Annotated in this window: 23 protein-coding genes; 6 read left to right on the top strand and 17 right to left on the bottom strand. The window is 52.9% G+C overall.

Features of this window, described 5'->3' with window-relative positions; all coding sequences use genetic code 11:
* Nucleotides 1-97: 97 nt before the first annotated feature.
* The 3 genes from mfd to EPYR_RS10675 all read right to left on the bottom strand — a co-directional run bounded on the left by mfd (nucleotide 98) and on the right by EPYR_RS10675 (nucleotide 5,801).
* Complete coding sequence (mfd, locus tag EPYR_RS10685) at nucleotides 98-3,544, bottom strand: transcription-repair coupling factor (protein WP_012668421.1); 3,447 nt, start codon at nucleotides 3,542-3,544, stop codon at nucleotides 98-100.
* A 207-nt stretch (nucleotides 3,545-3,751) separates the two neighbouring features.
* Complete coding sequence (locus EPYR_RS10680) at nucleotides 3,752-4,972, bottom strand: glycosyltransferase family protein (protein ID WP_012668420.1); 1,221 nt, start codon at nucleotides 4,970-4,972, stop codon at nucleotides 3,752-3,754.
* 28 nt (nucleotides 4,973-5,000) lie between these two features.
* Complete coding sequence (locus EPYR_RS10675) at nucleotides 5,001-5,801, bottom strand: mannosyl-3-phosphoglycerate phosphatase-related protein (RefSeq protein WP_012668419.1); 801 nt, start codon at nucleotides 5,799-5,801, stop codon at nucleotides 5,001-5,003.
* 443 nt (nucleotides 5,802-6,244) lie between these two features.
* Between EPYR_RS10675 and EPYR_RS10670 the strand changes: the two genes are divergently transcribed.
* Entirely contained in the window at nucleotides 6,245-6,634 is a 390-nt protein-coding gene (locus EPYR_RS10670) for a M15 family metallopeptidase (protein WP_012668417.1), read from the top strand.
* A gap of 231 nt (nucleotides 6,635-6,865) precedes the next feature.
* Nucleotides 6,866-7,024: a YqaE/Pmp3 family membrane protein gene (locus tag EPYR_RS19250; protein ID WP_004157155.1), complete on the top strand. Its 159-nt coding sequence runs from the start codon at nucleotides 6,866-6,868 to the stop codon at nucleotides 7,022-7,024.
* Between the two features lie 352 nt (nucleotides 7,025-7,376).
* Here EPYR_RS19250 and rcsA read toward each other — a convergent pair whose 3' ends face one another.
* The 14 genes from rcsA to fliF form a co-directional block, all read right to left on the bottom strand.
* Nucleotides 7,377-8,012, bottom strand: coding sequence for a transcriptional regulator RcsA (rcsA, locus tag EPYR_RS10660; protein WP_012668416.1), 636 nt, complete (start codon nucleotides 8,010-8,012; stop codon nucleotides 7,377-7,379).
* 648 nt (nucleotides 8,013-8,660) lie between these two features.
* Complete coding sequence (gene fliR / locus EPYR_RS10655; RefSeq protein WP_012668415.1) at nucleotides 8,661-9,446, bottom strand: flagellar biosynthetic protein FliR; 786 nt, start codon at nucleotides 9,444-9,446, stop codon at nucleotides 8,661-8,663.
* Nucleotides 9,446-9,715, bottom strand: coding sequence for a flagellar biosynthesis protein FliQ (gene fliQ, locus EPYR_RS10650; RefSeq protein WP_012668414.1), 270 nt, complete (start codon nucleotides 9,713-9,715; stop codon nucleotides 9,446-9,448). Before fliQ ends, fliR begins: the two co-directional genes overlap by 1 nt.
* A 15-nt stretch (nucleotides 9,716-9,730) precedes the next feature.
* On the bottom strand, nucleotides 9,731-10,468 hold the full coding sequence (fliP, locus tag EPYR_RS10645; protein ID WP_012668413.1) for a flagellar type III secretion system pore protein FliP: 738 nt from the start codon (nucleotides 10,466-10,468) through the stop codon (nucleotides 9,731-9,733).
* The gene (fliO, locus tag EPYR_RS10640) at nucleotides 10,465-10,854 is read right to left on the bottom strand and encodes a flagellar biosynthetic protein FliO (RefSeq protein WP_012668412.1); all 390 of its coding nucleotides are present in this window, start codon (nucleotides 10,852-10,854) and stop codon (nucleotides 10,465-10,467) included. The genes fliP and fliO overlap by 4 nt, the downstream gene beginning before the upstream one ends.
* Nucleotides 10,855-11,256, bottom strand: coding sequence for a flagellar motor switch protein FliN (fliN, locus tag EPYR_RS10635; protein ID WP_012668411.1), 402 nt, complete (start codon nucleotides 11,254-11,256; stop codon nucleotides 10,855-10,857).
* Nucleotides 11,249-12,259, bottom strand: coding sequence for a flagellar motor switch protein FliM (gene fliM, locus EPYR_RS10630; protein WP_012668410.1), 1,011 nt, complete (start codon nucleotides 12,257-12,259; stop codon nucleotides 11,249-11,251). The genes fliN and fliM overlap by 8 nt, the downstream gene beginning before the upstream one ends.
* A gap of 9 nt (nucleotides 12,260-12,268) precedes the next feature.
* Nucleotides 12,269-12,751, bottom strand: a complete 483-nt coding sequence (gene fliL / locus EPYR_RS10625; RefSeq protein WP_012668409.1) for a flagellar basal body-associated protein FliL — start codon at nucleotides 12,749-12,751, stop codon at nucleotides 12,269-12,271.
* A gap of 151 nt (nucleotides 12,752-12,902) precedes the next feature.
* A complete protein-coding gene (locus EPYR_RS10620; protein WP_012668408.1) occupies nucleotides 12,903-14,162 on the bottom strand; it encodes a flagellar hook-length control protein FliK in 1,260 nt (419 codons plus the stop codon).
* Complete coding sequence (fliJ, locus tag EPYR_RS10615; protein ID WP_012668407.1) at nucleotides 14,159-14,605, bottom strand: flagellar export protein FliJ; 447 nt, start codon at nucleotides 14,603-14,605, stop codon at nucleotides 14,159-14,161. The genes EPYR_RS10620 and fliJ overlap by 4 nt, the downstream gene beginning before the upstream one ends.
* A gap of 26 nt (nucleotides 14,606-14,631) precedes the next feature.
* Nucleotides 14,632-15,993 (bottom strand): flagellar protein export ATPase FliI, encoded by a 1,362-nt coding sequence (gene fliI, locus EPYR_RS10610; protein WP_012668406.1) that lies wholly within the window; start codon nucleotides 15,991-15,993, stop codon nucleotides 14,632-14,634.
* Nucleotides 15,993-16,682: a flagellar assembly protein FliH gene (fliH, locus tag EPYR_RS10605; RefSeq protein ID WP_012668405.1), complete on the bottom strand. Its 690-nt coding sequence runs from the start codon at nucleotides 16,680-16,682 to the stop codon at nucleotides 15,993-15,995. Before fliH ends, fliI begins: the two co-directional genes overlap by 1 nt.
* Nucleotides 16,675-17,667, bottom strand: a complete 993-nt coding sequence (gene fliG, locus EPYR_RS10600) for a flagellar motor switch protein FliG (protein WP_012668404.1) — start codon at nucleotides 17,665-17,667, stop codon at nucleotides 16,675-16,677. The genes fliH and fliG overlap by 8 nt, the downstream gene beginning before the upstream one ends.
* Entirely contained in the window at nucleotides 17,664-19,373 is a 1,710-nt protein-coding gene (gene fliF, locus EPYR_RS10595) for a flagellar basal-body MS-ring/collar protein FliF (protein WP_012668403.1), read from the bottom strand. Before fliF ends, fliG begins: the two co-directional genes overlap by 4 nt.
* Nucleotides 19,374-19,613: 240 nt before the next feature.
* Here fliF and fliE point away from each other — a divergent pair, with 240 nt between their 5' ends.
* The 4 genes from fliE to EPYR_RS10580 all read left to right on the top strand — a co-directional run bounded on the left by fliE (nucleotide 19,614) and on the right by EPYR_RS10580 (nucleotide 23,834).
* Nucleotides 19,614-19,925, top strand: a complete 312-nt coding sequence (gene fliE, locus EPYR_RS10590) for a flagellar hook-basal body complex protein FliE (protein ID WP_012668402.1) — start codon at nucleotides 19,614-19,616, stop codon at nucleotides 19,923-19,925.
* 1,180 nt (nucleotides 19,926-21,105) lie between these two features.
* Nucleotides 21,106-22,062 (top strand): chemotaxis protein, encoded by a 957-nt coding sequence (locus EPYR_RS10585; RefSeq protein ID WP_012668401.1) that lies wholly within the window; start codon nucleotides 21,106-21,108, stop codon nucleotides 22,060-22,062.
* 271 nt (nucleotides 22,063-22,333) lie between these two features.
* The gene (locus tag EPYR_RS19245) at nucleotides 22,334-22,516 is read left to right on the top strand and encodes a hypothetical protein (RefSeq protein ID WP_071819816.1); all 183 of its coding nucleotides are present in this window, start codon (nucleotides 22,334-22,336) and stop codon (nucleotides 22,514-22,516) included.
* Nucleotides 22,517-23,465: 949 nt separating this feature from the next.
* Nucleotides 23,466-23,834, top strand: a complete 369-nt coding sequence (locus EPYR_RS10580) for an antiterminator Q family protein (protein WP_012668399.1) — start codon at nucleotides 23,466-23,468, stop codon at nucleotides 23,832-23,834.
* The last annotated feature ends 22 nt before the right edge of the window (nucleotides 23,835-23,856 follow it).

Genomic DNA, 23,856 nt, shown 5'->3' with positions numbered 1-23,856 from the left:
CCTATTTTAGGGAAATTTAGTTGAGGATGCTCCGACCTGTTTTAGCGTATATCCAGTCCAGGGGCCGCTATAAAGCAACGGCCCCACGGTCAGCCGGTTATGCGCTGGCGTTATCTACCATCTTATTCATAAACTCACTCACCCACTTTATGCGCACTTTGCGTTCCGACAGGTCACGCATAAACCGGATGCGCGTGGGTCCATCAAGACGCCAGTGTTGCGGTTCACGCTGTAAAAGGCCGATTAACCACGCGGGATCAACCTTGTTTTTCTCGGCAAACTCGACAAAACCGCCTTTCTCACTGGCCTCTACCCGGCGTACGCCCAGCTTTTTCGCCGCAAGACGCAGTGCGGCGATACCCAGCAGATTGCGCGCTGCGTCCGGCAGCAGGCCGAAACGGTCAATCAGTTCCACCTTGAGAACGTCCAGTTCGTTGCTGTGCTGGGCGCTGGCAATACGCTTATAGAAAGACAGGCGAGTATTGACGTCGGGGATAAAATCATCCGGCAGCAGCGACGGCATACGCAGCTCAATATCAGTCTGATTATTGGTCAGATCTTCCAGCGAAGGTTCACGCCCTTCTTTCAGCGCATCGACGGCGTTTTCCAACAGTTCCATATACAGTGAGAAGCCGATGGTTTCCATCTGGCCGCTCTGACCTTCACCCAGTAATTCGCCGGCACCACGGATCTCCAGATCGTGCGTGGCGAGGGCAAATCCAGCCCCCAGATCCTCCAGCGATGCGATGGCCTCAAGACGTTTATGCGCATCGGTGGTCATCGCTTTGGGATGCGGCGTCAGCAGCCAGGCATAAGCCTGATGGTGAGAACGCCCAACGCGGCCACGCAGCTGGTGCAGCTGCGCCAGGCCGAAGCGGTCGGCGCGCTCAATAATGATGGTGTTAGCGGTCGGAATATCAATACCGGTTTCAATAATGGTGGTACACACCAGCACGTTAAAGCGCTGGTGGTGGAAATCATTCATCACCCGTTCCAGCTCGCGTTCGCGCATTTGACCGTGTCCGAGAGCAACCCGGGCTTCCGGCACCAGCTCGGTCAGCCTTTTGGTCGCCTTCTCAATATTTTCGACATCGTTATACAGGTAGTAAACCTGGCCGCCGCGCAGTACCTCACGCAGAATGGCTTCGCGCACCGCCATCTCATCATATTCGCGCACGAAGGTTTTCACCGCCAGCCGACGCGCCGGGGGCGTGGCGATGATCGACAAATCGCGCATTCCGCTCATCGCCATGTTCAGCGTACGTGGGATCGGCGTGGCGGTCAGGGTGAGAATATCGACGTCAGCGCGCATCGCCTTGATGCGCTCTTTATGGCGCACGCCAAAGCGGTGCTCTTCATCGACAATCAGCAGGCCGAGATCGCGCCATTTAATGTCATTTTGCAACAGCTTATGGGTGCCGATGAGAATATCGACCTTACCTTCCTGCGCGTCAGCCAGCACCTGTGCCTGTTCTTTAGCGGTACGGAAGCGTGACATCATCTCAATACGCACCGGCCAGTTGGCAAAGCGATCGCGGAAGTTGTCGTAGTGCTGCTGCGCCAGCAGGGTAGTTGGCACCAGCACCGCCACCTGCTTGTGGTTTTCCACCGCCAGAAATGCGGCGCGCATGGCGACTTCGGTTTTACCAAAGCCTACGTCACCGCATACCAGGCGATCCATTGCCAGCGGCTGGCACATATCGCTCAGCACGGCATTGATCGCCTGTGCCTGGTCGACGGTGGTTTCAAACGGGAAACTGTCACAGAACAGCTGGTACTGCTGTTTATCATGTTTAAAAGCAAAGCCGGTTTTCGCTGCACGCTGGGCGTAGATATCCAGCAATTCAGCTGCCACATCGCGCACTTTTTCCGCCGCCTTCTGGCGAGCGCGCGACCAGGCGTCACTGCCCAGCTTATGCAGCGGAGCGTTCTCTTCCGCGCCCCCGGCATAGCGGCTTATCAGATGCAGTGACGATACGGGAACGTAGAGTTTGGCGTCCCCGGCATAGGACAGCATCAGATATTCTGCCTTGATGCCGCCGGTTTCCAGCGTGGTCATGCCGATATAACGCCCGACGCCATGTTCCAGATGTACCACCGGCTGACCGGGATGCAGCTCGGCAAGGTTACGGATTAATACGTCCGGATTGATGGTGCGGCGACTGTCCTGACGACGACGGCTGACGCGCTCGCCCAGCAGGTCGCTTTCACAGATCAGCGCGCGGTTGCGCAATCCGTCAATAAAACCATGCTCACTGGCACCCATTAACAGGTAATGACCCGGTTCCCGAGCCTGTGGCAGCGAGTGGATGACGGCTGGCTTCAGCTTGATGCGTGCCAGCAGCTCCTGTAAAGCTTCACGGCGGCCTTCGCTTTCCACCGAAAACACCACCGGGCCGCTGAAGGATTCGAGAAAGTGGCGCAGTGCGTCCAGCGGGGTTTTGGCCTGAGGCTGTACCGCCAAATCCGGCAACGCTCGATAATCGAGGTTAGTATTGCCGCTTTTCGCGGTCAGCAGATCGGCTTTCAGCTGGATGCGCGGCCACTGCTTCAGCTCACTGAATAGTTCATCGCTGCGTAACCACAGCGAAGCGGGGGGCAATAGCGGGCGCATCGGGTCGATACGACGGTTTTCATAACGCGCGTTGACGTCCTGCCAGAAACGCCCGGCGCTGGATTCCACATCGCCGGACATCACCAGCAGGGTATTGACGGGCAGGTAGCTGAACAGTGGCTGCAGCGGCTGTTCAAAAAACAGCGGCTGCCAGTATTCAATCCCGGCAGGCAGCGTGCCTTTACTTACCTGCTGATAGATATGCTCGGCCTCGCGGCGGACGTCAAAATGTTCACGCCACTGGCTGCGGAACAGCTCAATGGCGTTTTCATCCGTTGGGAACTCGTGGGCCGGCAGCAGGTTGATTGCCGCCACCTCTTCCTGTGTGCGCTGGCTGTCGACATCGAACAGGCGCAGGCTATCAATTTCGTCATCAAAAAAGTCGATGCGGTAGGGGCGTTCGCTGCCCATCGGATAGAGATCCAGTAATGCGCCACGGGTGGCGAACTCGCCGTGCTCCATCACCTGATCGACGCTGCGGTAGCCAGCCTGTTCCAGCTGGGATCGCAGTTTGTCACGCGACAGTTTTTGCCCCTTCTGCATCACCAGCGCGTGACCATGCAGGAAATTGTGCGGGCAGACGCGCTGCATCAGCGTATTCACCGGCAGGATCAAAATGCCGGATGCCAGCGTCGGGAGCTGATAGAGGGTGGAAAGCCGCGAGGAAATGATCTCCTGATGCGGCGAGAAGCCGTCGAAGGGCAGGGTTTCCCAGTCGGCCAGCGCCATCACCGGCTGGTCGGTGAACTGTTTAATTTCATCCTGCAGGCGCAGTGCATTTTGCATATCATGGGCAATCAGCAAAACCGGGCCGTGATGTCTGTCTGCTATTTCGGCACATTCAACGGCGCAGGCCGCGCCGATCAATTGCCCCAGCTGGCGCTGGTCACCTGCTCTGGACGGCAGGTCATATCGGTAGAGTTCTGGCATAGTCAGTTAAACAATCTCTTAACAAAATGGGATCGTTGACCCCGGCTCGCCGGGGGGCCCGATTCGGCTAACGAAAGTATACCCGTATTTTGCCGCTCATTGTCGGTTGCGTCCTGTTTCAATGTGTCAATGTTGAAATCAGGCTGATCCGTTCAGGCGACATCGCGAGTGTTTTACCCGCGAGGTATAACCTGAAGCAGTGGTACGTCAGACGTCCCCGTTGTTATCCTCTTCCACCGCCTGATAGATACGTTGCAGGATATCAGGGAAAGCCGACTGCACCCGGCTCCAGCTTGGAATGAAAGGTTTTTCATTCGGCCGCTCGATAAACGACTGCCCGGCATCCAGAATCGCCTGAGTGAACATGTCGACCGCCGCTTCTTCGGTATGTTGATCGAATTCTAACCCGTTCATTGTGGCGTCATGGTTGTAAATTTCGATCATATCCAGGGCATTACGATAATAGGTGGCCTTGAGGACGCGGAACGAGTCGCTGGTGATATTGACTCCCATGGTCGCCATCTTGCGCAGCAGTGACTGGACAATATCATTGCTCATGCGCAGTAACCCGCCGTTACCGTCTTCTTCCGCCAGCGGTTGGTGTTTATGGTCATAATTGTCGGCAATTTCCACCTGGCAACTTTGCCGCGTGGTGTAGTTACGGTAAATCTCCGACAGCACGCCGATCTCCAGACCCCAGTCGCCAGGGATCTTAATCCCGTTAAGGACATGGGGACGCATGGCAAACTCCCCGGACAGCGGGTAGCGGAAGCTCGATAAGTATTCGAGATAGTCGGAGCGGCCGTAAACCTGCTGCAACGAACGCAGCAATGGCCCGACCAGCAGCCGTCCTACGCGTCCGTTTAGCTTATTGTCCGCCACGCGTGCATAGAAGCCTTTGCAGAATTCATACTGAAATCCCGGATTCGCCAGCGGGTAAAGCAGGCGAGCCAGCATACCACGTTCATAGGTAACGATATCGCAGTCATGCAGTGCCACGCAGTTCGATTTGTCGGATGCGAGGGTATAACCGGTACAAAACCAGACGTTACGCCCCTTGCCCGGCTGGGCGGGAGATAACCCCTCCTTGTCAAGCTCGGCATCCAGCGCTTTCAGGCGCGGGCCATCATTCCACAAAATACGATGGCGCTGCGGCAGGCGCGAAAAAAACTCGCGGGCATGCAAAAACTGCTCGCGGTCGGCACGATCGAGTCCGATGACAATTTCAGCCAGGTAGGGCACTTTTGCCAATTCGTCAACGATATGGCTAAGTGCAGGGCCTTCCAGTTCTGAAAACAGCGACGGCAGGATTAATCCCATCTTGCGCTTGCGTGAGAAGCGGACAAGGTCTTTCTCTAACGCTTCTACGGAGCGTCCGGTGAGATTATGAAAATTAGTAATAACGCCATTTTGATAGAAATCGCTCATCGTCTTCCCCTAATAAGGACATCACAACTTAGTGAGTGATAAAATGATCCAGCCCGTCACTCCAGCCTTGGGGACCGAAGTGCGCCGTATGGTAAATATGTTTTTTATCATAGCGTTGCAGGACGACGGGATGCTTACTATAGCCTTTAATCACCACTGCATAGTCGACAGCGTCGAGCATCGCAGCATCATTAGGACCGTCGCCGAGTCCGATAGTGATGGGGCGAGTGCCTTTTACCGTATTCTGCAGCAGAAAATGTAGCGCTTCGGCCTTACCACAACCGCTTCGCATGACGTGCCAGAAGCGACCGCCTTCTACCAGCGTTAGCCCCTGCTTTTCCAGCTGCTGATGAAAAAGCGCGAACTTTTCAGTGCTGTCGCGCCAGATAATACTCTCGGAGGCTTCACGGTTTTTGGCAAGGGCTGCATTGTGTGGCGTCAGCCCCGTCCAGTCGGCAACCTGTTGCTGGCTAACGTCGGAAAATCCGGTAAATTTGAAGCCAAACTCCTGTTTTAACAACAGAAGCCTCCGGCACAGCACGGCATAGCCAATATCGCCGTATTCCTTGATTGCGGTGGGGGAACCGGTACTTTTCCACTGAATGACCGCCCCGTTTTCGGCGATAAAAGGTTCATCGCCGATCCCCATTTTTTGCTGAAGAGGTACGATTTCTGCGGCGGTTTTGCTGGAGCAGATAACCAGCGGTATCTGATGTGCCTGCAAGCGTTTCAGCCACGCTTCGGCCGGCTGCCAGCTGTAGGTGTGGTGATCGAGCAAGGAGCCGTCAAGGTCGGTGACGATAATTAAAGGGTCCTGCAATGTGGGCATTGGCGATACCTCATAATGGGGCGCTACAGGAAAAAATTGCAGCATAATCATTAATCATAGCCCATTTTGTACGCGATGCCGTTTCAACCCTCGTCTGATAAACGATTGTGGTCCAGGGGGTTATATGTCATGCGACAGCCAATAATAAACCCAACGTCCTGGCGGGTACTGACTCTCTGTCAGGCTGAAAAAAACCGCTAAGAAAGCTTATTTCTGCTGGCGAAACCATCAGTATGGCCCTATCCAACCATCTGAAAAAAAACGGTTTTCTGTTTAATACGCAAGAGAATTTATTGCACCCGCGCGTAAAAATAAAGTTACCTTTCAACCTATTGCCTGTGCATACGTCGGTATTTGCCGCTGACTTATTCAGCCTTAGTGCGGATATTGGCTTATCGGGCGGCAGATCGGCAAACCCTGTCTCTATTTATCAAGGATAAATCATGGATCGTTATCATTTCAGCCGTATCAGTGAGCAAAATTTACGAGGCGTGCATGGCGACCTGGTTAACGTTGTGCGCCTGGCGCTTCGCCTGTCACAGATTGATTTCCGGGTGATCGAAGGCATGCGCAATACGGCAAGGCAGCGTCAGCTGGTGAGCAGCGGCAAAAGCCAGACTCTGAACAGCCGCCATCTTACGGGGCATGCGGTTGACCTTGCCCCCTGGGTTAATCACAGCATCCCCTGGCAGGACTGGGAAGCGTTCTCTTTGGTAGCAAAAGCAATGAAAAAAGCGGCAGCACAGTTGGATATCCCGCTGGTCTGGGGAGGTGACTGGAAGACACTGAAAGACGGCCCGCATTTCGAACTGACCAGAGAGAAGCATCCCTGATTTTCCAGGGAATCTGGCTGCCCGGCAGGGTTGTGGGTATTTAGACTGATGGACATGCCATCGTGGTTCGGACAGCTTGAGATTTATGCACCTGAAGATAATAAGTCTTTCTGTGACAGATGAATCTTAGTAAAACCCTGTTATTTCAGCGACTCAGATGGTAAGTGGTGTTTCAGTTGCTATAATACCCGTTCGGATAATCCCGAAAGAAATTTAAATGACGGAGCTTTTATGGACTTATTACGTATTATTATTGCGATTCTGTTACCGCCGCTTGGCGTGTTTATGCAGGTCGGATTTGCAGGGGCCTTCTGGCTGAATATCTTGCTAACGTTGTGTGGTTATATTCCCGGGATCGTACACGCCGTCTGGGTTATTGCTCGCCGTTAAGCTTCAGCATTCTGTGCCAGCAATCACTATCCCCTTCGGGCGGTGCAAACACTGCCCGAAGGGGTGATGAAGTGAATGAACATGTGTTGCACCGCTAAATCTGATACGGAGCCGGACAGAACGCCGGTGGTGGGTTTAAAGGTGGGCAATTTCACCGATGTCTGACGGCTTGTCAACAGGTAACAGTGAGTCAAACAGCGCTAAGTATTTAGCGCTGTTTTTTTTGACGGTTATGCTAACCATCACTTCTCAGATCGACCACTTCAGGCAACAGGCACTCTGTCACCATCAATACCGGCACGGCCAATAAACATGTTGCTAAAAACGGCGGTCGCCAGCCCCGGCGGGGAACCTATCTTACGTTAACATAAATGCCGCTTGTTACATTATCGGTCAGGCGAACGACGTGATAAATAACCTGTTTATTATGGGTTTTAATCTTGCGTTTAATATTGCCTTTATGCGAAGAAACCGTCTTGGCTTTGATTTGCATTTTGTCTGATATCTGGATGGTATCATGGCCAGACATCCACATTTTCAGCATGTTTGATTCGGTCTGGCTAAGCGTCAACGGATGGACTTCGGAGTGTGAGCCATGACGCACAGACAGGTTTGATTTTTTCTGAAAATAGTCGTTGAGCAGGGAGTCCAGCGTGGAAATTTTAATCGCTTTTGATGTGATAATCAGGTTGTTACGTACATAAAGATATTCTTCAAAGTGGATGTTGGAGATGGCCATAAAGATGAAAAATAGCGTATCAGGGTGCTGAAGAATAATGTTCCTGATGCGTTCGCTGGCATCCGATTCATGGATAAAGCAGTCTTCGTTAATAAGCACGACACCGGGCTTCAGCTGCTGGCATTTATTCTGTAACTGTGCAATATCATCGATCAGGGATATATTTTTCTTTTTAACTCCCTTGACAGTCATATATTCAGTTAAACCCAGCCGTGTATAGTTGCATGAATCCATAATAATCGTCGGCATAACAGCGACCCTCACCAATTTGTTATAGGTAAAATTCAACGATGAATTACGCATTTGCGCTACGAGTAAAAATTCCGTTTTTATGCTAGTAATAATTACTCAAGGTTAGCAAAACGCTGTCATCTTCTGCGAGGTAAACAATGCGCTTTTTGCCAACGGACAGTTTGAGATTTGATATGGCAATAAATGCCGTAGCACCTGTATCTGTAATTTAGCAACCAAAATGCGTAACTATCTGACTTAACACGGTGTTTAATGCAGTTTTCCAACTTCATCAACACTATCGCGTAAAATCCAAAAAACCATGATAGGAATATTCTTAAAATTGAACACGTTTTTTTAAGGATAATCCTGCTATAAACATTAACAATGCTGGCAAGTAAGCTTAATGAATCTGAAACACATTAGGCAAACATTCCAGTAAAAATATGAGGTTGTGTATCTTTTAAACATAAGCTCATTCGCAACAAATCAACGATTTGAGATAATAAAATACGCTAACAGACATTTAATAAGAATGATTTTCAGCGCTGTAGCTTAATTATCAGATTTTCCTTAGGTCTGGTTGGCGAAAAGTGGTGCAGATCTTGTAATAATGCATTCGATTATCTTAACAGTTGCGAAAGCTGAAAGCGCTTATAGTAAAGATTATCTACTGGATAGGTTGCCGAGTAGCGTGGCCAGCAGATCGAAGATTTCGCTGAATAAGTGTTCACAGAAAGGGGCGAGCAGCGGCATCATCAGGATGATAAAGATCATCCCTACTGATAATGTCACGGGAAAACCGATGGCGAATACGGATAGCTGCGGTGAAACACGGTTTAACAAACCCAGGCCCAGGTTCAGGGTGAGTAACAAAGTGATTAGCGGTAACGCCAACCTCATACCATTAAGAAAAATAATATTGGCAGCTTTAGTTAGCGCCATAAAAGCATTGCCGTTTAGTGGTTCTCCACCAATAGGAAGGGTCTGAAAGCTGTCAGCCACCATCGAGATAAGCCATAAATGACCGTTGAAGGACAAAAATAGCAGCATGGCCAGCATATCAAGAAACCGTGCCAGCACCGGCATATTCAGACGGCTGCCCGGATCGAAGAAGGTGGCAAATGACAGTCCCATCTGCAAACCAATCACTTCGCCTGCGGTGCGCACGGCGGCGAAGGCGAACTGCATGGTAAAGCCGATGGCAACGCCTATCAGGATCTGTTGAATCAGCAACCAAAAGCCCCCAACGGAGAAAAGAGTTACGTTGGTGGGTGGGAGAGAAGGGATCAGCACCCAGGTAATCATGACGCCCAGCCCGATTTTCACCTTGCGGCTAATGGATTTCTCGCTGAGCAGCGGCGCGGTCATGATCAGTGCCAGCACGCGCGCCAGCGGCCAGAACAACTGGCTTATCCAGAACATGAGCTGACTGCTGTCAAATAAAATCATTATCCAATCATATAAGGCAGGTTATTAAACAGGTTGCGCATATAGTCGAGCAACAGGTTTAACATCCACGGCCCGGCGACGATCATGGTCGTTACCACCGCGAGGATCTTGGGAATAAAGGAAAGCGTCTGTTCGTTGATCTGGGTTGCGGCCTGTAACAGGCTGATCAGCAGCCCGCTGACCAGCGCCGCGAGCAGCAGTGGTGCAGCGAGAGCCAGCGCAACCTGCATGGCATCGTGCCCGATAACCATTACCGATTCAGGGGTCATAATTGTGGCTCCGCGTCAGGAATAAAAGCTTTGTGCCAGCGAACTGACCAGCAGCTGCCAGCCGTCGACCAGGACAAATAGCATCAGTTTGAAGGGCAGCGCGATGGTGGCCGGAGGAACCATCATCATCCCAAGCGCCATTAATACGCTGGCTACCACCAGGTCGATAATCAGAAACGGAATGAACACCGTGAAGCCTATCTGAAAAGCGGTTTTCAGTTCGCTGGTCACATAAGCGGGCAGCAAAATACGCATGGGTACGGCTTCAGGACCTGCAATCGGCGGCGTATTGGCCAGCCGGGCAAACAGGGCGAGGTCAGCTTCACGCGTCTGGCGCAGCATAAACTCGCGCAGCGGTTGCGCACCCTTATCTATGGCCTCCTGCATGCTGATTTTGTCTTCACTGAACGGCTGATAGGCATCGGTATACATTTTGTCGAACACCGGCCCCATAATAAAGAAGGTCAGAAACAGTGACAGACCGAGTAACACCTGATTCGGCGGAGCGGAAGGTGTGCCGAGGGCGTTACGCAGCAGGCCAAATACGATGATGATGCGCGTAAAGCTGGTCATCATTAGCAGGATCGCGGGAAGGAAGGTGAGCGAGGTGATAAAAACCAGCGTCTGCACCGGCAGCGACCAGCTTTGCCCGCCGTTCGCCGTCGGCTGGCTGACCAGCCCCGGCAGCTGGGCATAAACGTTGGGTGCCAGCATTAACAGGGCAGGTAACAGCAGGGGAATAAGGCGTTTCATGGTTTCTTGCCGTAGTTTTTGCGTAGCGATTGCAGAATCTGACGGAAATCTGCCGGTGCAATGGTGTGTTCCGGGACGTCTTCCAGCGGCTTTGGCGGCAGCGTATGCAGATGGGTCACCTGTTGGGCAGTGACGCCCAGCACCAGTCGTGCATCGTCAACGTCCACGATCACTACGCGTTCACGCTGGCCAAGCTGGCAGCTGGCGCTGATATTAAGCTGCTGGCTACCGTTGCGCTTTGTGGCAAAACCGAAGCGTTTTGCCAGCCAGGCAATCGCTAAGATCAGAAGAATAATGGCCGTCAGTACCCCGCTAACCTGGGTCAGCATAGATCCGGTAGAAATCGCCGGCTGTGGGGTAACAGGCTGCTGCTGGCTGCTATTCATTTAGCGGCTCAGGCGACGCATGCGTTCAGTCGGCGTGATGATATCGGTAATGCGCACGCCATACTTGTCGGCGACTACTACCACCTCGCCCTGGGCAATCAGATAACCGTTGATCAGAATATCCAGCGGCTCACCGGCTAGCCCGTCAAGCGCCACTACCGAGCCTTGCGAAAGGCGCAGCAGCTCTTTAATGGTCATTTTGGTGCGGCCCAGCTCCACGGTCAGTTTAACCGGGATATCCATAATCATGTCGATATCCTGTAGCCCGGCGGAATGCTCGCCACCGTCCAGCGATTTAAAAACGCCGTCGCCTGACGGGGATTGAGTCTGTTCGCTCATAGCGTCAGCCCACATGTCGTCCGCAGAGATGTCACCATCGGACGGATTATTGCTATCACTCATCGGGCTGTTCCTCATTCATCGAATTTAAAATCGGGTTGATCAGATGTTCCACGCGCAGCGCGTACTGTTTATTCAACGTACCGTACTGGCTGGTCAACACCGGAACGCCATCGACATGAGCGATAATGCGGTCCAGTTTTTCAATCGGTAGGACGTCGCCGGGTTTCAGCGCCAGCAAACGTGAAATTCTCATCGACACGTCGGCAAAGTTGGCCACCAGCTCAAGCTCAGAGTGCTGAACCTGTTTGACCAGCGTGTCACGCCAGTTCTCATCTTCAGTCAGTGAGTTCTCTATCGGCGGGTTCACCAGCGTTTCGCGCAGAGGCTCGATCATGCTGAAGGGGATGCAGATATTAAACTCGCCGGTCAGGTTACCAATCTCGACGTGGAAGGGCGTGGTGACCACGATGTCATTAGGCGAGGTGGTGATGTTAGTGAACTTGACCTGCATTTCGGAACGCACATACTCAACGTCCAGCGGGTAAATGGGTTTCCAGGCTTCGCTATAACCTTCCAGCGCCAGCTTCAGCATACGGCGAATAACCCGCTGCTCGGTATGCGTGAATTCGCGTCCTTCAACTTTTGTCGGGAAACGACCGTCGCCACCGAACAGATTATCTACGGCAATGAACACCAGGCTTGGCGAAAATACCACCAGTGCCGTGCCGCGCAGCGGCTTCAGATGGATCAGATTAAGGTTAGTTGGCACCGGCAAATTACGGGCAAACTCATGGTACGGCTGGATCTTAATCGCCCCAACGGTGATATCCGGGCTGCGGCGCAGCAGGTTAAATAGCGCCATACGATAAGAGCGTGCAAAGCGTTCGTTGATGATCTCCAGCGCCTGCAAACGCTCACGCACCACGCGGCGCTGCGTGTTGGGATCATAGGGTCGGATATGGCTATCGCCGTCGGTTTTGCTGGCCTTATCGTCGGTTGCACTGTCGCTGTCGCCATTGAGTAGTGCGTCGATTTCTGCCTGAGAAAGAATGCTATCACCCATATTTTTTTATCACCGCAGGATAAAGGCCGTGAAGAGGACATCAGTCACGACTTGCTGTGGTTGTCCCTGCACCAGCGGAGGTGCCAGTACCCGCTTGATCTGTGTAACCAGTTGCTGCTTGCCCTGCTCGTTCGCCAGAGATGCCGCCGTCTGACGAGAAAGCAGCAGCAGCAGGCGGCTGCGGATCTCCGGAAGGTAGTCACTCATACGACTGCGCGTCTCTTCGTCCGGCAGGCGCAGGGTGAAGCCGATATACAGCACGCGATCGGGATCGTTGTCTGGATTGATCAGGTTAACGGTGAAGGTGTCCAGAACATAAAACACCGGGGCTGGCGGGGGAACCCGTTTTGCGGCTGCTGTGGTGTCGGTCGGCTCCTTCATTTTTTGGAAAACGATGTAACCCGCTGCCCCGCAAGCGATCAAAGCCAAAATGACTAAAATCAGGATCAGGAGCTTAGGTTTGCCGCTCTTGGCTTTAGCGCTATTGGTCATGTTTGCTGAGACTTCCTGTAATTATTTTTGCTGAGGCGATGCGATTCAATTCCCCGCCTCACGCCGTAATGAGCAAATTATCCCGCGTCTTGCTGCAAACAATTGGCAGAAAAGACGCGAGTTTTGCTATTAGCTTGTGCGTTTGTGGCCGTCAGGCAAATGTATCTACCGCATTTGTCCCGATTATGCGTGCCTGCAAGCTGGCAGGAACGGCAATTGGCGTGGCATCATCGTCATTGTCGTTTCCGAGGCTAAATGGCGTTTCATGATGATCGCGCTGCTGTTCCTGCTGGCCATGAAAGGATTTCCCCTGCTGGAAAGCGTCGCTGCTGACGTTGCTTTGCCCCAGGTTAATGCCGCTTTCAGCCAAAGAGGTGCGTAATTGAGGAATGGCAGCCTCCAGCGCATCTCTGACCTGGCTATGATTAGAGACCAGACTGATCTGGGCCTGATCGTTGTCCAGCTTCAGGCTGATCTGGATGCTGCCCAGGTCCTGTGGATGCAGGCGTAATTCGGCGGTCTGTAGCCCGTCGCGGCTGAACATCAGGATCTGTTGTCCCAGCGCCTGCTGCCATTCAGGGCTGCCCAGCTGGGCATTCAGTAGCGGTGTTGACGGCGCGCTGACCACTGACGTAGTGGTTGGGGTGAACGCTGTGGCGGCGGAGGTCAGTCCAACAGGCGTTAACATCGCGTTCTGGACAGGTACTGAGTCTTGTTTATCTGCATCCCTGTTGGCGTTATGCATCATCTGCTGAAATGCCGGGTTGCCACTCGGCAGTGCCGGATTCAGGGCGGTTCTGGTCTCGCCGTCAGGTTTTCCCGCCGATTTAGCCAACGGCAAGCCGTCACTGTCTTTTGCCAATGCGCTATCGCTGGCTTTGCCAAAGGCGGTGATTAGCGCCCCCAGAGCCGACTGCTTATCGCCGGCGTCGGGTGCTGCGTCCGTTTTATCAAGACCGGTTGCTGCGCTGGCGGGCGGCGTCACGTTGTTTGGCAACATGGCATACAATGCCTGCAATGCCTGAACATCGCTTTCGCTCAGGGCAGCCAGCGGTACAGGTTGCTTATCACCGGGCGCATCGTCTTTTTTAGCGCTGTCGCCGGTCGCCGGTTGCAGCAGCGCGCTCAAGGTTTCAGGGTTATCCAGATTGGCCAGCAGCGGGTTCACCGCGCTTTTGCCCGTCGGCGCAGCGCCGTTAGCGGTTTCACCGGCGCGGCCGCTGGCAGCACGCGAATGGCCAAGAGATAACAGTCGTGCACCCAATAGCGTCACAAAGCCCTTAGGCATATTTTCAGCACCAGACAGCGCGTCATCCCCGGCGCGACCGTCCAGCGTGTTTTCACTGCTCATGCTGCTGGCGCCCTGGGGAGCGGGGCTGGTACTGGTGACAGCGGTTGGTAAGGTGATCATTCGCCTTTCCTCAATGATGCCCGTTGGGCAAATTCATCCATCCGTTTCTGATCGAGACGGCTTTCTTGTAACAGTGCGCTGGCGAGTGCACGCGCCTGCAACGTTTCATATGCGTGCAGGCGGTGCTGTTTGTCGCGCCACAGACCCAGCGCGTTTTCCACCCGGGTATTCCAGTTCTTCAGCTGTGACCGGTGCTGTTCAATGGCCTTTTCCAGCGTCTGGATAAACTGGTTGTAGTTGTACCAGCGGGTGCTGGCAATGCCCTGACTCATAGTGTCATTCAGGCTTTTGCGATACTCGTCCTGATAATTGAGCAGCATGTTCAGCTGCTCATCAGCCTGTTTTTGCGCACGACGCGCGTCGCCTAACTGGATGGCCGCTTTTTCAAGGTCTTTGTGTGCCAGCGAGCGTAGCGTGTCGATGGCTGAAGCAGTTTTAGTCACAGGTCCTCCGTTTACAGGTCAGGAACTTAACCAAAAATAGCCTGCAGGTGCAGACTGGCATCATCAAAGGTACTGCGCTCAAACATGCCCTGCTGCAAAAACGCTTCCAGCTCAGGGTAGAGTTTGATTGCTTTATCCAGCGTGGGATCGGTACCCGCCGCGTAAGCGCCAACGCTGACCAAATCGCGGTTGCGTTGGTAGCTCGACAGCAGCTGTTTGAACTGGCGTACCCGCGCATAGTGCGTATCGTCGATCAGGTGCGCCATCACGCGGCTGATCGACGCTTCAATATCAATCGCCGGATAGTGACCGGATTCGGCCAGCCGACGCGAGAGCACAATATGGCCATCAAGGATGGCGCGTGCCGAATCGGCAATCGGATCCTGCTGGTCGTCACCTTCGGTCAATACGGTATAAAAGGCGGTGATCGATCCGCCGCCGTCGATACCGTTGCCGGCACGTTCCACCAGCGCTGGCAGTTTGGCGAATACAGAAGGGGGATAGCCTTTGGTGGCTGGCGGCTCGCCGATGGCCAGTGCGATTTCACGCTGCGCCATGGCATAACGCGTCAGAGAATCCATAATCAACAGCACATGTTGACCACGGTCGCGAAAATCTTCCGCGATGCGCGTGGCGTAGGAGGCTCCCTGCATACGCAGCAGGGGAGAAACGTCCGCTGGAGCAGCAATAACGACCGCGCGCGCACGACCTTCGCTACCGAGAATATTTTCAATAAAGTCCTTCACTTCGCGCCCGCGCTCACCAATCAGCCCGACGACGATGACATCGGCTTGCGTGTAGCGTGCCATCATGCCCAGCAGCACGCTTTTACCCACCCCTGAACCGGCAAACAGGCCCATGCGCTGGCCGCGCCCGACGGTGAGCAGCGCATTAATGGCGCGAACGCCGGTGTCGAGCACCTCGGTGATCGGCGTGCGCTGCAAAGGGTTAAACGGCGGGGTAATCAGCGGAGCACGATAGCCGGTTTCCGGTGCCGGCAAACCGTCGAGCGGGCGACCGCTGCCATCCAGCACGCGGCCAAGCAGTTCAGGACCGAGCATCAGCTGTTTAGCGCTATGCTGACTGTCGCCGGATAAGCGGGCGTAGACGCGCGCGCCGGGAACAATGCCCTCCACTTCTTCTAGCGGCATTAGCAGCAGCTTTTGGCCGTTAAAACCAACGACTTCGCTTTCCACCTCGCCGATGCCCATATTATCCTGGCGTTCGATCACGCAGGTTGCACCGAGAGGAAGTTGCAGCCCTGTTGCTTCAAGTACCAGCCCGGTCGCCCGGATAAGGCGACCGTAGCGCCGCACGTCAGGCAGCTGACCAATGCGTTGCTCAAGGCTGTCGAGTGCGCCAAGCCAGCGTGAAAGGCGAGTCATCATTACAGTTCTCCCGGTGCTGCCAGCCGGCACAATTCATGCCAGCGGGTAGCGATACTGGCATCGAGGTCGCCATCTTCCGCGCTGACTTTACAGCCGCCGGGGTGGAGGGTGCTGTCACCCAGCAGACGCCAGCCGTGCAGGCTGAGCGTAGCGCCGAGCGTGGATTCAACGCGCGGTAAATCATCCGGATGAACGCGCAGCGTGGGTTTGCCGCTTAACATCGGTTCCTTCTGCAACATTTCCTGAATCTGACGAAGCAGGGCGGTACCGTCAACGTGCGGTGCCTGACCGATAACCTGTCGTGCCGCTTCCAGCGCCAGCTGCATCAAACGCGAAGCGATCACGCTGTCCAGCCCTTCCAGCGTGTGATGAAACTCTGATACCAGCTGCTGCATGCGCGCCTGTAACGGTGCCTGTTGCTGTTGAGCCTCTGCCAGTCCCTGCTGAAAGCCGGCTTCATAACCGGTCTTCTGGCCTTCGGAGAAACCGCGCTGCTGGCCTTCCGCATAGCCCTGTCCCTGGGCTTCGATACGCATCTGACTCTGCCATTCTTCCATTTGCAGCTGCGGCTGTTCGGCCGGCTCTTCGCTGACCTCAGGCAGTACAGGCTCTTTGACCGGCGGTGGTGCAGGTTGCGCCAGGTCATTTGGCTGCCAGGGCTGCCACGGCAGGGAAGCATGATCAGACATAGGTTTCCTCGCCACCGCCAATCACCATCTCGCCGGATTCAGCCAGACGGCGAACGATTAACAGAATCGCTTTCTGTTCGTTTTCCACCGCAGACATGCGCATCGGGCCTCGGTTGGCCAGATCGTCGCGCAGGATATCGGCAGCGCGCTGCGACATATTGCTGAGGAACTTCTCGCGCAGCGGCTGATCGGAACCCTTCAGCGCGACCAGTAGCGACTCGGATTCCACTTCCTGCAACAGGCGCTGAATACTGCGGTCGTCCACGCTGACGAGGTTTTCGAACAGGAACATTTCGTCGATGATTTTCTGTGCCAGCTCACCGTCAAATTCACGTACGGCTTCGATAACCGCTTCTTCCTGCTGGGATTTCATCAGGTTAATGATCTCTGCTGCGGTGCGAACACCACCCATCTTCGCCCGCTTCAGGTTCTGACCATCCAGCAGGCCGTTAAGCACTTCGGTCAGTTCAGCCAGAGCGGCTGGCTGTACGCCACCAAAGGTGGCAATACGCAGCATGACATCGTGACGCATGCGCTCGTCGAACTGCGCCAGAATATCGGCGGCCTGGCCACGCCTCAGGTGAACCAGGATGGTGGCGATGATCTGCGGATGTTCGTCGCGGATCAGATCGGCCGCTGACTGCGGCTCCATAAAGTTGAGCGTATCCATGCCGGTGGTGGTTTCGCGCGTTTCGAGAATATCTTCCAGCAGCGTCGATGCGCGCTCTTCCCCCAGCGCCTTAACCAGCACTGAACGCAGATAATCATTGGAGTTCAGGCTAAGAGCGGCAAACTGTTCGGCATCGGACTCGAACTCGCGCAGCACCTCCGTCAGCTGTTTATGGGAAACCTGACGCATATTAGAGATCGCGGAGCTGAGGTGTTGAACCTCACGGGCATCGAGGTGTTTGAACACTTCAGCCGCGCGGTCTTCACCAATCGTCATCATCATGATGGCGCTTTTTTCTGTACCGGTGAGACTCATAGTTCGTCCTTCATCCACTGGCGAATAACTAAAGCCACCACGCGTGGGTCATTTTCTGACATTTCGCGAATTCGCTGGCTCAACACTTCAGCACTCATGCGGTGCTGTGACTTACGTTCCTGATTGAGTTCATCTTTAGACAGCGAGACGGCAACCCCTTCGTCTCGGGTGCTGCTACGCGCCGCGTTAATCGCCGCCTCTTCCGTCGCTTTCTGCTGTTCTGCCTTGCGCCGTAGCTGTGGGCTAACCAGCTTGCGGTAAAGGATAAAGGCGACAATCAGCACCAGTAACCAGCGGCCGGCATTAAACAGTTGGTCGATAAACGCCGGCTGTTTCCAGAATGGCAGTTCAGCCGCGAGATCGCTGTTATCCGTAAACTGGGAATTGACCACATTCAGGCTGTCGCCGCGTTGCTCTGAGAATCCCATCGCTTCGCGCGTCAGGTTTTCAATTTGTTTAATCTGTGCATCTTTCAGCGCAATAGGTTTACCTGCGGCATCAGCGCGATAGTTCACCACCACCGCCACGGACAGACGCTGAACTTCGCCAACGTTCATTTTTGTGTGCAGAATGGTGCGGTTGACTTCGTAATTGGTGGTGTTATCACTGCGGGTATTGGACGGAACCGTTTTTTGCGCCGCGTTGGCTGCGTTGTTTGCCGGCTGGCCATTGTTGGCATTGGCGTTAGCGTTGTTCGCATTATTGTTAGCAGGGGTTACCGGAGCGGCATTGGCCGGTGCAGGCTGATTAGACAAGGCGCCCGGTACGCCGCCAGCAGACGAGCCACCGAGCTGTTCACTGTTGCTGGTCTGGCGCGAGCGAATTGCCTGCTGGTCAGGCTGACTATTCGGTGAATACTGTTCGTCGGTTTTCTCACGCTTGTTGAAGTCAATTTGTGCCGTGACCTGTGCGTGCACATTACCGTTGCCCAAAATCGGGCCGAGTATGGCTTCAATTCGCTGCTGATAGCGTGTTTCAACGTCGTTTGCGTACTTCAGTTGCGTATCATTGAGGTCGCGGCCGCCAGGGTCGTTCTGTGTTAACAGGCGTCCCGCCTGGTCAACCACGGTCACGTTCCCCGGAGGCATCCCGGCAACGCTGCTGGAAACCATATGCACAACGGCATTGATTTGACCTTCATCCAGCGCACGTCCTGGTTGCAGGGCGAGGGTCACAGAAGCAGAAGGTGATTTTTGCTCACGGACGAAAAGCGTCGGTTTGGGCATGGCAAGATGCACGCGGGCATCCTTTACCGGACCGAGCGTACTAATAGTCCGTGCCAGTTCACCTTCCAGCGCCCGCTGGTAGTTAACCTGCTCGCTGAACTGGCTGATGCCAAACTTTTCTTTGTCCAACAGTTCAAAGCCGACAGCACCGCCTTTAGGCAGCCCCTGTGAGGCCAGCCGCAAACGCAGTTCATGTACCTGCGCCGCCGGAACCAAAAGCGCGCCGCCCTGGTCGTCAAACTTATAGGGTACGTTCATTTGCGTAAGCTGGGTAACGATAGTGCCGCCATCCTCATTGCTGAGGTTACTAAAAAGTACGCGATAATCTGGCTGTTTCGCCCACAGAACCATGGCAATGACGACCGCGACAACGGCGGCGGCAGCGACCATAAGAGGAACCCGGGGATTGGCGCCCAGGCGGGCGATCAGGTTATTAAGCCCTTTTTTTGCCGGATTATCCTGCGTGACAGTTGCATTCATGACTCGTTCCTGTCTGACAGTTGACCGGACTGCTGCGTGTAGTGTCGTAACAAAACTGACTCCCTGATGCGCTGACTTAAACAATTTCCACCTAAATGGACTGCCATTATTTTCTTAAACCTGAAATTCGATGGCTGGATAAGCTGCGTTTTTTGCCTCTATTTAGCGGCTTTGTCTTATTGACACTGTGCTAAGTTTGCCACCACAAATCACAAAATCAGCATTTATGCGGGAGTAATTATGGCTATTCAGGGTATTGATAGTGTGATGCAGGCCATGCAGACAGCGGCTATGCAGGCGAGTGGCGGTAAAACTGATAACGCATCTTCGGCAGATTTTGGCGCGGAGCTAAAAGCGGCGCTGAATAAGATAAGCGAAACGCAGAGCGCTGCCCGCAATCAGGCGCAGCAGTTTGAACTGGGTAAAGAGGGGATCTCACTCAATGATGTGATGGTCGACCTGCAAAAATCCAGCGTTTCTATGCAGATGGGCATCCAGGTGCGGAACAAACTGGTCAGCGCCTATAGTGACATCATGAATATGCAGGTCTAGCGATAAAAGACAGGTAACTCTCTCTTACCGTTAAGCCTCTTTGGGTGAACGCAGAGGCAATAACCGGTCTCTTATTCGATCGGCCATGGCTTCCGCGCTGAGCATGAGAACTGTCACAGGCAGTGCTCAGGCCAGTGCACAGGGTATCTGCTGCCAACAAATCCTACCTTGACTGCTACGCATTTTATTGCCGGCCGGAGCTGACCAGTCGCCCTGCTAAAATCAGGTCTCTTTCTGCCATTTCCTGCCGCTGGCAGACAAAGAATCTCACGGTTTTACCCGATGTCCTGGCGTTAAGAGCGATTTTGAGTCACGGGTTGGTATAAACTCACCGGCATGTTATTCATCTCCGCCTTGATGCAAACCTCGACAGGCGATCTGCGTTTGCTACATTGACGTTATATTCCGTTATATCAGAAAGGGATAGCACAACGTCTGTCGCTCCGGGCGAGTACCGGGTACGCTTTTCGTAATTAAAATTAATAATTTTAATGGGATTACCCTCGATTTTAAGTTGCATGCTTACCGGTAACACTCTAAATTTTTCAGTAGGTTATTAACCGTGCAAAAAATGAGGGATTGCCTGTGCATAAGCTAAAAGTCATTAACTATATTGAATTATTTGTCGTTTTACTGTTACTTGCCGTTGGCGTTTATTGGGTCAGCTGCGGTGTGTTGTCAGTTATAGGTTGGGATCACGGTTGGCCACATCCGCTGCGGTAAACAACGTGTCAATACCAGGGAAACTATAAAGATATAATATCACTCATTCATATCGCGGTATGCAGCGCCAGAAGCAAAGATGAGATAAGCACGATTTTCACCCATATGGGTTTTTCCTCCGGCGATACGTAATTTCTAAGCCAGCAGACACCTCCTGAAGCCACATAATACTTTTCAGACAGCCCTTGCAAGACAGGATCAAGGCTTACCATGCGAGCAACCTTCTTCGGTGCTTCAGCTTGTGCTTACCGCCTACCTGCCAGCTAGCGGCATCTGTTCGTGCGTCGGATAACATGAGAAAAGGGACAACTTGCTATTGGCCGCGCCCTTGCTGATCCACAAAGACTGCAAAATTTGTCCTGTATGTTTTTTTATTATTGCCGATAACACTATGTAGGTGCCGGAAGGCGTTTTGCCACGTCAGTTAACGATAATCAATTATGACCCAGAGGTAGACATGGATAACTTCCAGAAAGAGATTGATGAGAGAGCGAATCTCGCATTATCAAATAAATTTGAACTCTTGTTATTTCGTCTGGGGTCTGCCTGTCAGGGCGAAGAGCCTGAATTATTCGGTATTAACGTATTCAAACTGCGTGAAATTGTACCGATGACCAATATCACGCGCGCGGCAGGGATGAAGTCGCCGTTACTCGGAATGGCCAATATTCGTGGCCAACTGATCCCGGTCATCGATCTGCCCGCCGTGGCCGGCTGTACTCCCACCACCGGGCTAAATTTGTTGCTGGTGACTGAGTACGCGCGCAGCACCCAGGCGTTTGCCGTGGAGTCGGTAGATGACATCGTCAGGCTTGACTGGAGCCAGGTACATGCCGCTGACTCCGGAGTCAATACGAAAAACATCACCAGCATCGCCAACCTCAATGATCAAAATAACATGGCGTTGGTGCTGGATGTCGAGCAGATCCTGCACGATATCATTCCTTCGGTACGCGAAGTGACAGAAGGTGATATCGATATCAAGAAGGTAACATTGCCGCCAGGTGCGGTAGCGATTGTGGCAGAAGACTCCAGGCTGGCGCGTCAAATGATTGAGCAAGGCCTGAAAGTGATGGGGATCCCGGCCATGATGCACAATACCGGTCTGGAAGCCTGGAATAAAATTAAACAGTTGCGCCAGGAAGCCCAGGCAGAGGGGCGACCAATCCAGGACAAAATCGGGCTGGTACTAACCGATCTTGAAATGCCGGAAATGGATGGATTTACCCTGACGCGGCATATCAAAAGCGACCCGTATCTGAGAGATATTCCGGTAGTCATTCACTCTTCACTCTCTGGCAGTGCCAACGAAGATCATGTCCGTAAGGTTGGAGCCAATGGCTATGTGGCTAAATTCGAGATCAAGCAACTTTCTGCAGTAATTTGTCAGGTACTGGAAGAGACGGGGGGTTAAGCCATGAAGTGGCCGCTGCAAACCAGGCCAGTAACCTCGCCGAGCTGATTTGTACTGCATAAGGCTTTTCGCCTCCCGCAGTTTATCCTTGCCTTATTAAACATTAGAACAATTAACTTATAACCGTGCGGAAAAATCCTAAAATGGAACTTGTCAAATTATACAGGGAGACCGGAACGTATTCAGTGAGAGAAACGTCCAGTCAGGTCAACGGCTAAGGTGCCGTTGCGGGTTGCGCTCTCTTTCTGAACAATGTTCGGTAACAGAGTTTATGGATAACAAAATCAAATCTGCTGACGATTTGGATGACGGTCATTCACCCATGCAGGATGTTGCCAGGCAAGATAAAACATCGGCAGCACCCGATTTGGAAGGTTGGCGACTCACTTTAGAACAACGAAAGTTTATCGAGTCCTTACAGAGTGATGACAGTGACAGCGAAAGCGTGTGTTAACCCGACAGGCCGCTTGATGCGGCTGTTGTTTTCTTTTTTGCCTCATCGCCACCACTAAAATGATGCAATAAGTCAAAACAACATCGGTATTGTCAGATTCCTGACTCCCGTCATCCCCTGGTGATATTTCATTCGATCATGTAACACCTGTCCGCAAGTATTCACTTCTCACTCGCCGAATTCACTCCAGGCTAAGTGCAATCAAACGGCGCATCAAACCATGACGACTATTTACTTATCACCGTTAGGTTATTCCCGTCGGTGAACTTCTGAAGTAACAGCACGTTTAAATTTTCTGTTATTAACAGTATTAACCCTGCTCAGGTTTAAGACTTATCCCGTTATTGAGTAATATAACCAATAACGGGATAAGAGCCTGATAAAAACCGTGCTGACAGATCCCGCCCGCGAGACCAACATTTTTTGAAATATCCGTGGCCGAAAGTAACAGCCCTTTTCATCAATAAGTAGCCGCCACAACCCTATTAACAAATTTCAAAAATTGAATTTACCCTGATTCACTTAAATAAATCACTCGCGGCTATGAAAAAATTGATACTTTTTGCTATAAACGTGACCTGCTATAGATTTAGCTATTGCACGGTGTTATACAGGAAAAATTAACAAGCGTGCTGAGATAGGGAAGTATCAGGTGTCCGGGATGCTGGCTGGATGTCATTGCGTTCAGTAAAGCGGCGGTCGTGACCGGGATAATAGAAGCACAAACATTGTGCCTCAGATGATGTTATTAACCCTGGCGCGAGTTTCAGGTTGCACTGTTTGTCGGCAGGCAGCGTTGATGCTTAAAAAGCGAATCAGTTGCTTTGGTCTGTTAACCGCAAGGCCGCCCGTTTGGTCAGCGCTGCTGCGGGTGTCTGAATCAATATTTTAGCTGGTGGGGCAGTCAGCTGTGTGTTGGCTGCGTCAGTCATCAAGCCAGGAGCACTCTATGCGAAACATCAAACTACTACTTCAGCGTTGGGGAGCCTGGGCATCGTCCGGCGAGCGTCGGCTGGGGTATGCCTCGGTCGCATCTGGATTCAGAGGGTTGATTACTCATCATGGTGGCAACAGGCTGCAATGCAGTGATGGTGATGGCATCATCCTTGATAGCTGTATTAGTCGGTTGGCGATGGAGTCTAAAGAGCAACATGATATTCTGGTCGCCCACTATCTTTATCTGATTTCACTGCGTTCAATTGCCCGCAGACGCCGCTGCGCGGACGGAACAATTCGTAAGAAACTACAGACTGCGGAGGGCTTTGTCTGTGGCGTGTTAACTGCGCTTGAATGTGAGCTGGAATGCGAAAATACCTGATTGATAACCCATCGGATTCAGG

It is taken from the genome of Erwinia pyrifoliae DSM 12163 (assembly GCF_000026985.1).
In the GTDB taxonomy this organism is placed as follows: domain Bacteria; phylum Pseudomonadota; class Gammaproteobacteria; order Enterobacterales; family Enterobacteriaceae; genus Erwinia; species Erwinia pyrifoliae.
The sequence above is the reverse complement of the archived record's forward strand: the minus strand, read 5'-3'. Positions and strand labels throughout refer to the sequence as shown.

What these genes read in the sequence shown, in the direction of transcription:
- EPYR_RS10670 (WP_012668417.1), top strand. Translation starts at nt 6,245, where the DNA reads ATGGATCGTTATCATTTCAGCCGTATCAGTGAGCAAAATTTACGAGGC.
- EPYR_RS19250 (WP_004157155.1), top strand. Translation starts at nt 6,866, where the DNA reads ATGGACTTATTACGTATTATTATTGCGATTCTGTTACCGCCGCTTGGC.
- fliQ (WP_012668414.1), bottom strand. Translation starts at nt 9,715, where the DNA reads ATGACCCCTGAATCGGTAATGGTTATCGGGCACGATGCCATGCAGGTT.
- fliI (WP_012668406.1), bottom strand. Translation starts at nt 15,993, where the DNA reads ATGATGACTCGCCTTTCACGCTGGCTTGGCGCACTCGACAGCCTTGAG.
- fliP (WP_012668413.1), bottom strand. Translation starts at nt 10,468, where the DNA reads ATGAAACGCCTTATTCCCCTGCTGTTACCTGCCCTGTTAATGCTGGCA.
- fliN (WP_012668411.1), bottom strand. Translation starts at nt 11,256, where the DNA reads ATGAGTGATAGCAATAATCCGTCCGATGGTGACATCTCTGCGGACGAC.
- EPYR_RS19245 (WP_071819816.1), top strand. Translation starts at nt 22,334, where the DNA reads ATGGATAACAAAATCAAATCTGCTGACGATTTGGATGACGGTCATTCA.
- fliG (WP_012668404.1), bottom strand. Translation starts at nt 17,667, where the DNA reads ATGAGTCTCACCGGTACAGAAAAAAGCGCCATCATGATGATGACGATT.
- fliL (WP_012668409.1), bottom strand. Translation starts at nt 12,751, where the DNA reads ATGACCAATAGCGCTAAAGCCAAGAGCGGCAAACCTAAGCTCCTGATC.
- EPYR_RS10675 (WP_012668419.1), bottom strand. Translation starts at nt 5,801, where the DNA reads ATGCCCACATTGCAGGACCCTTTAATTATCGTCACCGACCTTGACGGC.
- fliE (WP_012668402.1), top strand. Translation starts at nt 19,614, where the DNA reads ATGGCTATTCAGGGTATTGATAGTGTGATGCAGGCCATGCAGACAGCG.
- EPYR_RS10585 (WP_012668401.1), top strand. Translation starts at nt 21,106, where the DNA reads ATGGATAACTTCCAGAAAGAGATTGATGAGAGAGCGAATCTCGCATTA.
- rcsA (WP_012668416.1), bottom strand. Translation starts at nt 8,012, where the DNA reads ATGCCGACGATTATTATGGATTCATGCAACTATACACGGCTGGGTTTA.
- EPYR_RS10620 (WP_012668408.1), bottom strand. Translation starts at nt 14,162, where the DNA reads ATGATCACCTTACCAACCGCTGTCACCAGTACCAGCCCCGCTCCCCAG.
- EPYR_RS10680 (WP_012668420.1), bottom strand. Translation starts at nt 4,972, where the DNA reads ATGAGCGATTTCTATCAAAATGGCGTTATTACTAATTTTCATAATCTC.
- fliM (WP_012668410.1), bottom strand. Translation starts at nt 12,259, where the DNA reads ATGGGTGATAGCATTCTTTCTCAGGCAGAAATCGACGCACTACTCAAT.
- EPYR_RS10580 (WP_012668399.1), top strand. Translation starts at nt 23,466, where the DNA reads ATGCGAAACATCAAACTACTACTTCAGCGTTGGGGAGCCTGGGCATCG.
- mfd (WP_012668421.1), bottom strand. Translation starts at nt 3,544, where the DNA reads ATGCCAGAACTCTACCGATATGACCTGCCGTCCAGAGCAGGTGACCAG.
- fliO (WP_012668412.1), bottom strand. Translation starts at nt 10,854, where the DNA reads ATGAATAGCAGCCAGCAGCAGCCTGTTACCCCACAGCCGGCGATTTCT.
- fliF (WP_012668403.1), bottom strand. Translation starts at nt 19,373, where the DNA reads ATGAATGCAACTGTCACGCAGGATAATCCGGCAAAAAAAGGGCTTAAT.
- fliH (WP_012668405.1), bottom strand. Translation starts at nt 16,682, where the DNA reads ATGTCTGATCATGCTTCCCTGCCGTGGCAGCCCTGGCAGCCAAATGAC.
- fliR (WP_012668415.1), bottom strand. Translation starts at nt 9,446, where the DNA reads ATGATTTTATTTGACAGCAGTCAGCTCATGTTCTGGATAAGCCAGTTG.